Source organism: Blautia sp. 2227st1_G12_2227SCRN_220401 (genome assembly GCF_039062885.1).
GTDB classification, from domain to species: Bacteria; Bacillota; Clostridia; order Lachnospirales; family Lachnospiraceae; genus Blautia_A; species Blautia_A fusiformis.
Window position 1 is genome coordinate 51,186 of the sequence record NZ_JBCLNI010000009.1, and the last position, 13,066, is coordinate 64,251.

21 protein-coding genes and 1 tRNA gene are annotated in these 13,066 nt (G+C 45.1%); all 22 read right to left on the reverse strand.

Annotation, left to right across the window (positions count from 1 at the left end; all coding sequences use genetic code 11):
* Positions 1-3: 3 nt before the first annotated feature.
* The 22 genes from ABCM67_RS06340 to ABCM67_RS06445 all read right to left on the reverse strand — a co-directional run bounded on the left by ABCM67_RS06340 (position 4) and on the right by ABCM67_RS06445 (position 13,025).
* Positions 4-369, reverse strand: a complete 366-nt coding sequence (locus tag ABCM67_RS06340; RefSeq protein ID WP_342992627.1) for a hypothetical protein — start codon at positions 367-369, stop codon at positions 4-6.
* Positions 366-815 carry a DUF6096 family protein gene (locus ABCM67_RS06345; protein ID WP_288162023.1) on the reverse strand — a complete coding sequence of 150 codons (450 nt, stop codon included), beginning with the start codon at positions 813-815 and terminating at the stop codon, positions 366-368. The genes ABCM67_RS06340 and ABCM67_RS06345 overlap by 4 nt, the downstream gene beginning before the upstream one ends.
* Positions 816-828: 13 nt before the next feature.
* Positions 829-1,251 (reverse strand): phage tail protein, encoded by a 423-nt coding sequence (locus ABCM67_RS06350; protein WP_092070766.1) that lies wholly within the window; start codon positions 1,249-1,251, stop codon positions 829-831.
* Positions 1,252-1,263: 12 nt separating this feature from the next.
* Positions 1,264-1,632 carry a hypothetical protein gene (locus tag ABCM67_RS06355; RefSeq protein WP_092070768.1) on the reverse strand — a complete coding sequence of 123 codons (369 nt, stop codon included), beginning with the start codon at positions 1,630-1,632 and terminating at the stop codon, positions 1,264-1,266.
* Positions 1,629-2,138, reverse strand: a complete 510-nt coding sequence (locus ABCM67_RS06360) for an HK97-gp10 family putative phage morphogenesis protein (protein ID WP_342992629.1) — start codon at positions 2,136-2,138, stop codon at positions 1,629-1,631. Before ABCM67_RS06360 ends, ABCM67_RS06355 begins: the two co-directional genes overlap by 4 nt.
* Positions 2,135-2,509 (reverse strand): hypothetical protein, encoded by a 375-nt coding sequence (locus tag ABCM67_RS06365; RefSeq protein ID WP_342992630.1) that lies wholly within the window; start codon positions 2,507-2,509, stop codon positions 2,135-2,137. The genes ABCM67_RS06360 and ABCM67_RS06365 overlap by 4 nt, the downstream gene beginning before the upstream one ends.
* Entirely contained in the window at positions 2,484-2,813 is a 330-nt protein-coding gene (locus tag ABCM67_RS06370) for a phage head-tail connector protein (protein ID WP_279031065.1), read from the reverse strand. The genes ABCM67_RS06365 and ABCM67_RS06370 overlap by 26 nt, the downstream gene beginning before the upstream one ends.
* Before the next feature lie 4 nt (positions 2,814-2,817).
* Entirely contained in the window at positions 2,818-3,057 is a 240-nt protein-coding gene (locus ABCM67_RS06375; protein WP_092070777.1) for a Rho termination factor N-terminal domain-containing protein, read from the reverse strand.
* A complete protein-coding gene (locus tag ABCM67_RS06380) occupies positions 3,054-3,986 on the reverse strand; it encodes a hypothetical protein (protein WP_342992631.1) in 933 nt (310 codons plus the stop codon). Before ABCM67_RS06380 ends, ABCM67_RS06375 begins: the two co-directional genes overlap by 4 nt.
* Before the next feature lie 17 nt (positions 3,987-4,003).
* Positions 4,004-4,639 carry a DUF4355 domain-containing protein gene (locus tag ABCM67_RS06385; protein WP_342992632.1) on the reverse strand — a complete coding sequence of 212 codons (636 nt, stop codon included), beginning with the start codon at positions 4,637-4,639 and terminating at the stop codon, positions 4,004-4,006.
* A 142-nt stretch (positions 4,640-4,781) separates the two neighbouring features.
* Positions 4,782-4,964 (reverse strand): hypothetical protein, encoded by a 183-nt coding sequence (locus ABCM67_RS06390; RefSeq protein WP_342992633.1) that lies wholly within the window; start codon positions 4,962-4,964, stop codon positions 4,782-4,784.
* 33 nt (positions 4,965-4,997) lie between these two features.
* Positions 4,998-5,261: a DUF6275 family protein gene (locus ABCM67_RS06395; RefSeq protein WP_092070786.1), complete on the reverse strand. Its 264-nt coding sequence runs from the start codon at positions 5,259-5,261 to the stop codon at positions 4,998-5,000.
* A gap of 3 nt (positions 5,262-5,264) precedes the next feature.
* Positions 5,265-5,762, reverse strand: a complete 498-nt coding sequence (locus ABCM67_RS06400; protein WP_092070789.1) for a DUF2829 domain-containing protein — start codon at positions 5,760-5,762, stop codon at positions 5,265-5,267.
* 64 nt (positions 5,763-5,826) lie between these two features.
* The gene (locus tag ABCM67_RS06405) at positions 5,827-6,084 is read right to left on the reverse strand and encodes a hypothetical protein (protein ID WP_227588774.1); all 258 of its coding nucleotides are present in this window, start codon (positions 6,082-6,084) and stop codon (positions 5,827-5,829) included.
* Positions 6,065-7,657, reverse strand: a complete 1,593-nt coding sequence (locus ABCM67_RS06410; RefSeq protein ID WP_342992634.1) for a minor capsid protein — start codon at positions 7,655-7,657, stop codon at positions 6,065-6,067. Before ABCM67_RS06410 ends, ABCM67_RS06405 begins: the two co-directional genes overlap by 20 nt.
* Entirely contained in the window at positions 7,650-9,065 is a 1,416-nt protein-coding gene (locus tag ABCM67_RS06415; RefSeq protein ID WP_342992635.1) for a phage portal protein, read from the reverse strand. The genes ABCM67_RS06410 and ABCM67_RS06415 overlap by 8 nt, the downstream gene beginning before the upstream one ends.
* A complete protein-coding gene (locus ABCM67_RS06420) occupies positions 9,062-10,483 on the reverse strand; it encodes a PBSX family phage terminase large subunit (RefSeq protein ID WP_342992636.1) in 1,422 nt (473 codons plus the stop codon). Before ABCM67_RS06420 ends, ABCM67_RS06415 begins: the two co-directional genes overlap by 4 nt.
* Positions 10,470-11,243: a phage terminase small subunit gene (gene terS / locus ABCM67_RS06425; protein WP_342992637.1), complete on the reverse strand. Its 774-nt coding sequence runs from the start codon at positions 11,241-11,243 to the stop codon at positions 10,470-10,472. The genes ABCM67_RS06420 and terS overlap by 14 nt, the downstream gene beginning before the upstream one ends.
* A 221-nt stretch (positions 11,244-11,464) precedes the next feature.
* Positions 11,465-12,013 carry a hypothetical protein gene (locus ABCM67_RS06430; RefSeq protein ID WP_342992638.1) on the reverse strand — a complete coding sequence of 183 codons (549 nt, stop codon included), beginning with the start codon at positions 12,011-12,013 and terminating at the stop codon, positions 11,465-11,467.
* 3 nt (positions 12,014-12,016) lie between these two features.
* Entirely contained in the window at positions 12,017-12,319 is a 303-nt protein-coding gene (locus ABCM67_RS06435; protein WP_342992639.1) for a hypothetical protein, read from the reverse strand.
* 96 nt (positions 12,320-12,415) lie between these two features.
* A tRNA-Met gene (locus tag ABCM67_RS06440) sits at positions 12,416-12,488 on the reverse strand.
* Positions 12,489-12,608: 120 nt separating this feature from the next.
* On the reverse strand, positions 12,609-13,025 hold the full coding sequence (locus ABCM67_RS06445; protein WP_342992640.1) for a hypothetical protein: 417 nt from the start codon (positions 13,023-13,025) through the stop codon (positions 12,609-12,611).
* Between the last annotated feature and the right edge of the window lie 41 nt (positions 13,026-13,066).

Below are 13,066 nucleotides of genomic sequence, written 5' to 3' on the forward strand. Positions count from 1 at the left end.
AAATTAATGATTATGTCTATAGTTCCATTCGGCGTTGTACGCCCTTCTTTTTTCCATGTACTCTTCCCACTGGCGGGCTTCCTCTGCTTCTTCGTATGCCTTCTGTTCTTTTTCAAACAATTCCGGATAATAATCCCAGGGATGAGCTATCTTGCCATCTTTGGCAAATAACGCTGAGATATCTACTGCTATGGCCTGGGCCTGGATAAAATTATCCATAATCCGCTGCTTTTCTTCTCTGAGCAACCGCCTTCTTATATTTGCCAAAGTATCAAATATCTCATTTACAGAAAGGTTCCAGAATGTTTCCGCCGGGATCCCCATCTCAAGAGCTACCGGATACAGCTCTGAGAGCTGTTCTGACATCAAGCGTTCTCGATTTCCTCCAGAAGGGATGCCGCTGTTTTCTCCGGTAAAAAACCCGATACCACCATGAGCGGGATCAAAATCTTCTGATAGAGTTCCAGCTGACTGTTCCCTTCATCGATCCATGCGTCATACAGCTTCTGCACATCCTGATAATCAATCCCATGCTCCCACGGTGACATTGCTTCCTGGATGATCGTCAGCATCACGGAAAGCGGCGGAATATCATCGATCATATTCATGAGATTCTGTCTGTACTTATTTTCCAGGCGTCCGATCCCGGAAGCTTTCAGTTTCATCTTGAAGCTCCTGCCGCCTACATTCCAATAAGCAAAGGGCTGTCTCTTTTTCTTCTGTTCCTCCAGATTGACTACTTTTTCCTCTGGAGCCTGTGTCTCATTCTGGGCAGAAGCTCCGCCCAGATCCTGAATACCTTCAAAATTCATCATCTTTTATTCCTCCTTACGCCGGATCTGTCTGTTTGATCTCAGACTGTACGGCCATGGTCACCTCAAACTCGATCACACCATTTACTCCACCGCCTGTACGTTTTACGGAAAACTGTGCAGTAAACTCGGTAACTGTTCCATCTTTTGTTTTTTCCTGGAAATCCCAGATCTCTTTTTTGTCTGCTGCATCTCTCATAAGCCTGTACGGGCTTCCGGCTTTACTGTTGTCGTACTTCCATTTGTACTTCATATCCGGAAGGTCTCCAATGCCTTCCTCGTACATCTTGTGCGGATCTGTAAGGCAGGTGTTTTCCTCCTTATCCAGTTCCACTCCGACTTCCGGGATCTCTTTCAGTCCTGGAAGATCTGTGTAAGCTGCAGAGTTTTCTCCAGCTGTGTGTTTTCTGTAACCTAATGTTGCTCCATTTGCTAACATCGCTATTCCTCCTTATCTCCAATACACGCTGTCAGAATCCATATCAATGATCCCTTCGTAGCGCATCTGTTTATGCTTCATCCCTGACGGATCCGGCACATCTGCACATGCGATCCGTTTCAGGCCTGTCACTTTCATCGCTTCATCTACCTGCAGAGCTGCTTCTGAAGTGCTGTGATTGTTCCAGATATCGATCCGGTATCTTACAAGGGCTTTATCCTCTCTCATTCCTTCAGCATCGGAGCTGGCTTCGTATACATCGTTCTGCTCTTCGGTATACTGGAGCGTTGAGCCCTCCGCCCAGGAACGGGGATAAGCATCTGAAACATTTTCGGACACCGTGCACAGTGCCGCGTACACCTGATCTTTTACATTCTTCATATATCCTCCAAATCTGACGCAAGGCTTCCGCCCAGCACCTTTAAGATCTGTTCTTCGTTATCCTTCATAGCCGGATACAGGAACGGATAGGCCGGATTTCCGCTGCATCTATAGAATCTTCCATCCGGCGTGTCCATATATGGCCAACGGTACTTTTCAGCCACTCTTCTGTCTATCTGGCTTTCATGGATCCACCATGGCTGTTGAGTATAAACCGGAGTTACTTCCGGAGAGATGCCGGCATGTTTCTCCTGGCCTTTCGGTCCGGTTCCGAACTCTATGTATGGAGCATAAGCTTTGTCTGTCCAGCAGATCCCTGTGACAGTGTTTTCTTCCTCTGTGGTTTCGGCAAAAATGCTCTGCCGGAGTTCTCCGGTATCTGCATGGCAATTCTCAACTGCTGCTGACCGTACAAACTGGATCGCTTCTCCCACTGCCTGCCGGGTGTCCAACTCGGACACCTCCTGCAAAGCTTTCTCCACTTCATCAAATCCATTTACACTCATATCTTTTCCGCCTCCATGGTAAGGAAACGATATGGTTTGATGGATATGATCCGATAGTCTGGAAGCTGATCTGCTGCCACATATAGACAAATCCCGTCCCGCTCCTCTATATCCGTTCCATCTTCCAGGATATAATGCAGCCGGCCTTTTTCATCCGTCTGGATCTTATAGCTTCCCTGTATCCGGATATTCCGGATATAATTCAATCTCTGGCCGTACTGCTCAGCCTGTACTTTTCCGGATGCCGGCCAGCTCTCTCCGGTAACAGAAGAGGCAGCACCATATTCCTCGCTGGTACTGCCTTCCTTATCTTTCTTTACCGTCATTTTTTTATGGAAAAATTCCTCAAGTCTGCTTCTTCTCAGCCTCATAAATCTTTCCTCCTACTCTGGCCAGACGATACCGGTTCAGCGTGTCGTAGATCTGTTTCGGCGCATCCTCAAAAGTATAACTCTCTCCACCCTCACTTCTGGACTTTTCCCCCTCTGTTCCCATCCGGTTCAAAGCGATCACAGCAAGATCCCGGACTGCCTTTTCCAGCCCGGTCCTTAACTGTTTGCGATTGGTGTAGGACAGCACGAAAGCTTCAGCTTCATCCAGAAGGACAGACAGAAGTTCCTCATTCTTTTCTCCGGTCAGGATCTTCAGCTTTTTGATATCTTCTGCTGATGCCATCGTATCACCCTTTCAGGATTGCCAGAAGGTCCGCTTTTGCCAGGGAGGAGACACCGGTCAGTCCTTTCTCCTTTGCAAGGGTTTTCAGTTCTTCAACTGTCATATCCTCGATATCCTTACCGATTTTCTCTTCCGGTACTGTGTCTGGTGTGGCTTTTTTCATCGGTGTGAAGCCATCACTGATCAGCTTTTCTGCTGCAGATCCTTCCGCTTCTCTTTCTACATTTTTACGGATCAGCCTCATGCTTTCGCCTCCTGGATGCTCAGATAGATGGAATCCAGTTTATTATCCAGAATCCACATATCATGGAAACGGCGGTAATCCATCTGCCATGCGTTCAGTCTCTGGTTTGTTGTCGGGTCGAAGATACGCATGATGTCCTGTTTTGTGACAGCGATCGGCGTGGTTACCGGGCAGATGAAGAAGTTCAGGTTCTTTGCAGATGTTCCTTTTTCATATCCGCCTTTTTCCTGGCCACTATCTTTACCGTTATTGATCTTGATAGCTGTGTACATACGGTTGGAAGGTGTGGAAACCAGCGGTACACCATCTACAGAAGGAACCTGTGTCTGAATTCCGCCTTTAGAGAAGGTCACTGCAGTGATCTTGCCCGCAAGTTCCAGTTCCAGCTCCATAATAAAGTCCGGTGTTGCCTGGCAGATAAGAGCTCCGTTATAGTTTTCTCTTACCGCTTTGATCCCTTCTTTCAGCTTACGCAGAGCAGATGTAGAAGCAGTTCCCGGTACATAAGATTCTCCGATCATTCCTGCTTTATCTGCAGTAAGTGTTTCTGTGGCCAGCTTGCTGATACGGTACGCATCGATCTCCGGAACTACCTGTGTCCTCTGGAACTCTCCCATAACTGCACCGGCAGTCGGGATAAAGTTTGCCTCGTTGATATCCATCGGATCCAGCTGGAAGAGACGGCCACGGTCCTGTGTCATTTTTCTGGTCTCGTACTCCAGGGTAACGGAGCCGCGCTGGTATCCAGCCTCACGGTCATAGTCGCCCATTCCCTGAACGCTCATTTTCGGGATCTTTACTTCAGATCCACCGTTATAGATCACCTGGCCGGCATTGGCATCCATCCAGCCGGTGGTTGCTTCCTGAACAGCGATCTTATCAAGCTGTGTCATAAATAAGGTTGCTGTTGCTAAAGTATTGATTGCCATTGTTTATTCACTCTCCTTTAAAAAATACCCATCATCGCATTGTATACCTGCTTTTCAAGGGCTTCCTGTGTGTTTGTTTCTGGTGCTTTTTTCGGAGGCTTGCCGCCTTTCAGCTTCTCATCGACTGCTTTCTCAACTGCAGTCTGGAACGCTTTTTTGACGGTTTCCATGGATTTCTTGCAGGCATCTGCATCTGTATAATTCAGTACTTCTGCAAGCTCTACCGGAAGTCCTTCGTCTGACAGGTTGTTCTTTGCTTCTGCCATGAGCTCACTTCTGGTTACTGCTGCCTCCCTGTCGGAAAGTTCCTTTTCTTTTTTATTCTGCATGTACTGCGCTTTTTCTTCCTTGGTCATCTTGGCCAGCTTATCAGCTTCGGAAAGCTTATCATCCGTCAGTGCCTGCCACTTCTCCTGTGCGTTTGTCACTGCCGTATTGACTGCCTTCTGGACACGTCTGTCAAATTCTGCCTGATTACTGCCTGTTTTCAGGAAGTCATCAAAAGATGGAGGATTATCTCCACCCTCACCGCCTGTACCTTCGCCAGATCCGCCGCCATTGCCCTCACCGGCCCCAGCACCGTCTCCGCCTTCTGCGAATAACTGCAGGTTCATCGGAACTTTACACATTGCTTTGAACACTTTGTTTCTCATGTCTTTTCCTTTCTGCCCAGCCTATTCGTTCCCACGCCCGGGCCATTCAGTTTGTGGAATCCGCTTCTTTAACGCCTGGCGGAAAAAGGCATAAAAAATAAGACGCTTCACCCTGCGTCTCACCGGGAGATAATTGGATCACCTATTCCTTCCCTTTGGCTGCTGCCTTTGCTTCTCTTACTGCCTCTGCTTCTCTTACTGCCTCTGCAACACCCTCACCGATCAGATGTTCCCCTCTGTTTTCTGTTACTTCCAGAACAGTTCCCTTCTCGACGATTTCTTTCAAGCAGATGTCGCTGTATCTTTTGATGCATTTTACTTTCATTCTCTTCACCTCCCCTCCGTTGCGCCGGCGCAATTACAGTTTAAAGCACATGTTCTGAAACTTCTTATAAGCATCAAGGTATAACTCGTGCTTATCTCCGTTATATGTCAGCTCATAATACATTCCATCCGGCACAGTCGTGCTCAGAAGTGCTTTACTGTTCTGTAATGTCTTACAACTCCATACCACGTACACATCCTGTACTGTGATCTGCTTTCCATCGGTCTTATCCATATGGGAGTTTGTATATTCAGCTACTTTCGCCTTACAAAGCCTTAAAAATTCTTCGTTTTTCATTCTCTACTCCTCCGCAAAAATCCAGTCTTCCGCAAGCATATCTGCCTGAGATGCAAGCCATCCCATCTGCACACCAGATGTTCCTACAAAAGCCACTGCCATGTTGCCAATAGCATTGTGCTCACAGTTTACAACTTCGCCATCTGCTGCCTTATAAGAAATCCCAGTCGCAAGCTGAATGTACTGTTTTTTACCATTCCATCCTTTACGAGCTACTTTGGACCCTCTTTTCAGGTACTTGATAGCTTCCCCGAAAGAAAATGTTGCTTCTCCGCCCAACTGCGGACAGTTTACTTCATCTGCAATGATCCATTCATCAGAAAGAATATTCTGAAGCGTATATACAACGCTCTGGGTTTCCCGGATATCCAGTTCCTGTCCATCTTTTGTGTGCATGATGATTGTTTCTTTCTCTGGACTCCAATACCAATATCCTCCCCAGGACGGTAATTTTGCTTTACTTCCTGCTTTCATTGCCTTTAATGCTTCTTCAAACTTCATTTCTGATCCTCTCTTTCTTAAAAATGGGTATAAAAAGACCACCGGCCATTTCTGACTGGTGGTATCAGTTGGTCTGATAATAAATATCATCCCTTATTGATTCAAGCATATATGTTTTCGCTGATGGCTCATAATTTGCGTCCATCCAATATACCGACTCATCTTCCACAAAAAGCATAAAATCAATTTTGGTATCCACATCTACTTCAAATACTCCATTATTTTCACAATTCAGTACTCTCTGAACCAGCTCATTGTCAGGATACATTTCTTTAAGAAATTCGATCTGCTCTTTTTTTAGTTCAAATCTTCGCATTTCCATTTGCTATTCTCCTTACATAGTCTGCATCTGTTGGATTGCATTGAATCAGAATCCCCGTCTCAGGATCTAATGAGACTGTTCCATGTCTGCCAATATATTTCTGGCTTTTTCTTGAATCAGGATCCGTTCTCGTAGGAAATACTTTCGCCGGATTCTCCAGCGCATCCCGTATTCCTTCCACGGTAACTCCTGATCGTGATCTTCCCGTTTTTGGATCTTTCATGGTTCCGATTACTCTGTCCATGAAATGTTTACTCTGTCTGGTTACTGCTGTTCCCTCAGAAGTCTTTATACCAACAACTTTTTCATTGATTTCATCATAAATCTTCTGATAATTCTCGAATCCAGATAACGGAGATATCGTGCCTTTATCTACAGAACGTGCATAAGTCCTGAGCAGTTCCCACTTCTCAGGTTCATTATACTTCATTTCCTGGAAGTCTGCAAAATGTTTCGGCATATCTTTTCCAAGAAGTTCCCGATACCGCTCATACTGCTTCCGGTCTGACGAAGCGTTCTTGACTGCTTTCTCCTGGGCTTCTGCTTTTAGATTTCCTTTGACGTATTTCTCATACCACTGTTCATAGGTCATATCCGCAGGAACCATCTCTGTACGCCCTGTTTCCGGGTTGTAAGCACTTCTTTTCATGTTCCTGAGGATTTTATCATCTATGACAGAAATCGTTGTAGAGCGGCAATATGGATGCATGGGAGGATAGTTCACTCCGGCTTTCCGGTCTTTCACTGAAAAAACCTTTCCATCCAGTTCCCGACAGATCTCACTGGTACGAAGATCCAGCACTGCCACATAGCGATAATTCTTGATCCCGCAGTCAATATAACTCTGTGCAGTCAATTCTCCTGCCATGTAACAGGATTCTGTTCTTACCAATCGCCTGGCCTGCTTTGCTCCCCCTCCGCACTGGGCCTGGATGGATTCCGCTGTTTCCCGGTCTGTCCGGCCGGTAAGGAGGCTGATCAGTAATTCATCCTTCAAGGAATCTGCAAGCTGCCGTGTGTTCTGCCAGATACGGTCTGAAAAATGTTTTCCGGACCATTTCATCTGCAGAACCTGGTCGATTTGTTTCCTGCTCACATGAGAGAAGCTGAATGCCAGACCGATTTCTTTCTGCATGTTGTAAATGGAATGATAATAGGCTTTTTCTCCAAGCTGTTCCAGAAGTTTGGTATCGAACTGCTTCTCCTGCTGGTATACCTGCTGCATCACCGTATCTACCTGCGACATGAGATCCTGCAGGCGTTCCATTCTTGCACGGTACGCCGGAGCTTCCAGCTGTTTCAGAATCTCACTGTCCTTTTTCCGGTTCTGGAGTTCCTGTTTCAGCTGATCAATGGAGTTTTTATCCTGGATGGAATTTATGATCTGCCAGGCTTCTGTTTCTGACAGACCATATTTTGTCATGAACTTTTCAAAGATATCTCTTGCGGCATATTCCAGCTGGAGAGAGGCTTTCCGGTATACTCTGGCAATGAGATCTGCTGTTTCTTCTGCATCCTCCATAAACTGATACATATCCCAGGCAGATCTCTGTTCCCAGTATTTCCTACTCATTTACCTTTTCCTTATCATCCGGATTCTGTTCTGGTGGTGTGTTATCCTGCATGCCAAACACTTCCTGCTGCCGCTTCAGATTCTCTTCTTCCTCTGTTTCCAAGGCTTTCAATTCCTCGTCCACATCCTCCACAAACGGAACCTGTGAAAGCAAGGTCTTCCGGCTTACTTTTCCCCACAGATTTGCCACAATCTGGGATATCTCCAGGAGATTTTTCGGCAGTGCTCTGGTGAATGTCATCGTGATTCCGGATGGATCGATGCTGGTTCCGTGCAAAGCCAGATAGTTACAGAATATCCGAACTCTTTTTCTCAGACCTTTTTTATAATATCTGGTCTTGATCTTTGTGATATTTTCCATGCCCAGGAGCTTAAATTCCATAGCCACACCACTGACGTTCCCTCCGAAGCTTTCATCTGACATACAGGGAATGTGGGAAAACTTATGGATATCCTGCTCAATGGCTTTCTTAAGAATCTCCACACCGCTTTCATCAAAAGTCCTGGTCAGATATTCTGCTTTGGCTGTGTCCGGCATCTCAAGAACCTTGTACTTTTTAAGACGGGCTTTGGCCTTTCGGATGCTCTCGTCTCCATCCTCAGTGTTCGGTTCGTCCTCATCGGTCAGCAATGTTCCATAGATGGCCAGGATCGCATCAATAAACTGCTCCTTATCGGTCACACGATCGCTCATCAGCGCATTGTATGCATCGATCAGTGGGATCTGCAGTTCAAAATCTCCGATGGCCAGTTTATTGTTCAGGTATTCAATGATCGGGATCTCACCAAGATAATGGGGCACCGCCGGCTCTGTGGTTGCCTGGATCGTATTGCTGTTCTCAATGTCCAGCTCGTACTTATAGTTTGTGGTCACTACTGTGGCCATATAGTGATCCGGAAGCTCCCCGGAATCATCTTTCCGGATATAATAATAGACAGCAAAGAGTTCGTTTTCCTCTATGCTGTCGTCTTTTACCATGAAGGTATTCTCAGAGGACAGGTTCTTGGTCTGCAGGTTATTCTCGTTTTCCTTCACATAGACATATTCATAGGCCAGGCCGTAGATAGATGCCTCCAGGCCGTTGTCTCCATCTGTCTCGTCCGCTCCGGCCACCTCCAGTGCGTCTGTGAGGGCCTTGATGTCTCCCTCTGATTTGTACGTCACCGGATTGCCGATGAAATAGCTGCTGGCTGTATCAGAGATGTCTTTTGCATGATTGCACACCAGGCGGTTTTCCCGTTTGGTTTCATCCAGGATCTTGTGCTTTCCTTCATAGTAGGACATATTCTTCTTCAGCCGGTCCACCTTACTGATGTGTTTGCTGATCAGCTGGCGGATCACCTGCTTATCCGGATTTAACTCATCGAAACTTTCTCTCGGTATTGTAAATGTGTATATTTTTCTCACCTCCTTATCTCTCGGAAACGTGCTGCTTTTCTGCCGATTATGGTGCTGCATAGGTACCTCACAGCGTCACAACAATGATCGAATTGTTTCACCGGTTTGTCTTCTCCTCTTTCCAGGGCTTTCTCATCCCAGATGTAAGAAGCAAATTCTTTTATGGTTTCTTTACAGGAAGAAGCAAAGACAATCTTCTCCAGGTTCAGAAGCATTCCAACCAGCCGGATTCCATCCAGAACATCATTGTTGGCTTTCAGGACCTTATATCCCCGTTTCCGGAGTTCTGCAATAAAAGAAGCAGCCGATGGATCCACGATGATCGCTTTGATCCTGGTTCCATCCAGCCACTCTTTCAGGTCGTCTGCATATTCTGAATCTGTTTTCTGTTTACCTTTGTCTCTTCCGGAATAGTAATACTCCCGGATGCAGTACCATTTCCCGTTGGTTCCTTTATTCCACAGCAGGAATACTGTGGCGTTCTGTGTACCGTAATCACAGGAAACGTACCTGTTCCCGTTGACCAGCAGCTGATAGAAATCTTTGATGTCCTGGACATGTTTGTTCTCGTCGAACATGTCGTAGATAATTCCCTCTGCTGCCGCCCACAGTCCCATAATGTAACGTTTAAAGAATACTCCAACGTACATGCTCCTGTATCTGGCCTTGATTTCTTCATCCAGGGACAGGTTATCGTCCATAGTGAAGTGGAGATACAGAATATCTTTCAGACCGGGATCTTTCCCCTCTGCTGCCGCCTGCTGCATCCTCCGGGCAGTTTCTTCTTTTCCCAGATATCCGGTGGATTTATCTATCCAGTTCTGTTTGAACCAGTGATACGGGCCATCGGGGTTGCAATTAAACCAGAACTTTGAACCTTTTACAGAGCATCGGCCTGTTGCCTGGTTCACAAAAGATTCCGGCATCAGGGCAACTTCATCAAAGAACACGCCGGCTAAAGTGATTCCCTGGATAAGATCCTGAGATCTTTCATCCTTGCCGCCAAAGATGTAGAAGTAGTTCTCTTTCCCATCTTTTCGGATGGTCAAAAGATTGTCTGCCCTGTGGTCTGCGATGGAATATCCTCTTGACAATAACATCAGTTTCAACCAGAACAGAACGTTTCGCCGGAAGGATCCTATGGTCTTTCCGCACATGGCAAAGTTCTGTCCAGTGAAGGTACTCATGGCCCACATAACGAATGATAAAGACATGCTGATTGTTTTTCCTGATCGGATTGCTCCATCAGCGATAACTCCGTCCATATCATGAACTGGAGATTCTTTGCACCACCAGGTCAGGACCTGTTTCTGTTTTCTTGAGAACGGAGAAAAATGAAACGTCTGGCCTATCTGCCTGTTGGCTCTGTTGGTTTTCATCTTCTGCAGCTTATCTTTCAGAGTTTTGAGTTTTTCATACATTCTCATCACCCCAGACATCCTGCGCTGTTGCATTCATTGCCTCCAGGAAACCATCATCTGTGATTTCTTCTACCTGGTTATCCTGCTTCAGCATCTCAAATTCAAGCTGCATGGTTGCAAGTTCCAGCTTTGCATCGTCATAGCCAAACTTATGCAGCATCTCGATAGCTTTCTGCTGCCGGGCCTGCACTCTGGTCAGAGCATCCTCTATGGCCTGGATCTGGCCAAGGATGCCTTCGTACTTTCGAAGTTCTGTTTGTTTTCCTTTTTCGGTACCGGAAGTATATTCTGTTACAGACATTCCGCATGGTACCGAATCTTCTTCTGATCCTGTCTGAGCTTCCAGTTCACGGAGAGACTGGATTCTTTTCAGCATCCGGCGTTCCCTGACTGCAAGAAGCTGGATTTCTCTGAGAAGCAGCTGCTCTTTGTCTGGCCTGATCATCTCTGCCAATGTTCTTTCTTCTGGTTCCAGGGTATCAAAAAAGAGAGTTTCAAACTCTCCTGTCCTGACTGCATTCTTATTTCCCGGCGGGCCGGTTCCTCCATGCCCCTCCGCATTTTTATTTCCGGGCTGTCCGCCCTTCTTTTTCGCAACGTTGCGTTTATTCTTTTGCAACGTTGCATTATCCCATTTGTATCTATTTTTCCAGCTTCGAATCGTCCCTACCGGGATTCTGAGCTTCTGAGAAACTTCAATTAATTTCGCTCCAGAAGCATATAGCTTTCTGGCCTCTTCTACTCTCTGATCTGGTGCTCTTGGCAAGCCTCACCACCTCTCATTCGTTTCGTTTTTGATATTTGTAAATTACAGTCCTGCCGGCACCATAGTGACAGCCGATTGCCGCCACGCCGAAAGGAGGTGTGTTAACACTTACATACAGTGAATCCATGCGTAAAGTATGTATGTGCTGGTGCCGTGCACGCTGTAGGAAAAATTGCATTAGAAAAGCACCCCGAAGGGTGCCTTTCTATCATCTATAATATTTATGTATGATCTTTTTTCGAATTGCAAGATTCAAACGTACTTTTACATATTTTCTCTTCATCTAATCCTGACAAATGCAATGATAATTTTACATATAATTGATTTTTAACGGTATCCGCCCCTTCAATTTCTCGTGCTAGTTCCAATGCATTTTTTATTTTAGAATCCTCTGTCAATTCTTTAAAAAACTCAGATATTTTCTCATTCGCCTTATTTGATAATGTGTAAAATAATGCAGAAACAGCTTCTACTACTATACCAGATACAATGCCTGGCCACTGATTATTATTTGTATGCATTCCATATCCAACACTAACTATAATAACTAAGAATCCCGCTATACTTCCGCCAAAACTTAACCAAAATGCCATTTTAGATTGCCACAATCTTTGCTTGTGGTACTCTTTTTTCATTTGTTCTGTTTCATTTGGAATAGACCCTTTGTCAGAAAGAACAAATTTACCTGCTGTCGATATTTCATAAGTTAAATTCTCGTTTTTAACGGCAGAAATTCCTTTTCCATTCTTATCATTTATTTTTTTCTGCATGCGTTACTCCTTTTTTATCAAATTAGTTGATAACGCATTTATAAAAATTGTATTTCCACAATTATCACAAGTAACAGGAATTACTGGCACAATAGACGAATTTGGTCCTCCAAGCACAAAATTACCATCATTAAATTCTCGTAATTCAAAAACCTTATCAGATACATTCCAGGCTCTTCCTCCGCACATTGGACATACTTGATTTGTCCAATGTGTATTAATATGATCAATTATATTTTGTCCATTTGGTTTAATCATCATTCTTCTCCCAACATACATTTTTATGTATTTTATCACTTTGCTCATATTTTTACCAGCCTTTCTTTAAGTAAAACGCCCTACATTTCTGCAGGACGTTTTGAAAAAAATGTATGTTGTTAAAAATTCCCCTATATAGAGAAATCAGAACAGATGGATTCGAACCACCTCTATGCTGATTCATGAGTCAGCTGTTCTACCACTGAACTATATTCCAAAACTGCTGCCAGAGTGTAGGCTGGCTCTGGCAGCTTGTTGCAAGAAGGAGCCTCGTCGTCTCTGCGCCTTTGGCTTCTATTGTATTGTATAACGATATTTCCGATATAAACGATATTTTTTACTTAATCTCACATTTTTTCAAATATGTATCCCTGATGTAAAGTCTCGGATAGTCCGGACTCTGGGAATATCCTGTCTTTTCTGCTATCTTCTCCCATGTCATTCCCTGCTGGTAAAATGCCTTAAACACATATCTTGTCTGGCCATCTTCAATGTTCTGAATCCAGTTGTCCACTGCTGCCACCTGCTCATTTTTATGCTCATATGTTCTCTTTCTTCTATCATATCTCTCCTGATCAAATCCAACTACACTCTGTGGCCGTGCAAAACCTGTGCTGTAATCAAATATTGTGCTGTTCCCTAGCCCTGCCTCCCCCTGTTCCATTTCAGCCAGTTCCATGCTGAGGACCGGTATTTCCCTCTTTAACTTTCTATAATTGTCCAGGAGCTTCCTGGTGATCTTGATCTCGCCCACTGGTATCCTCCCCTTTCGATGCTTTTAGCCGGGAACGCGTA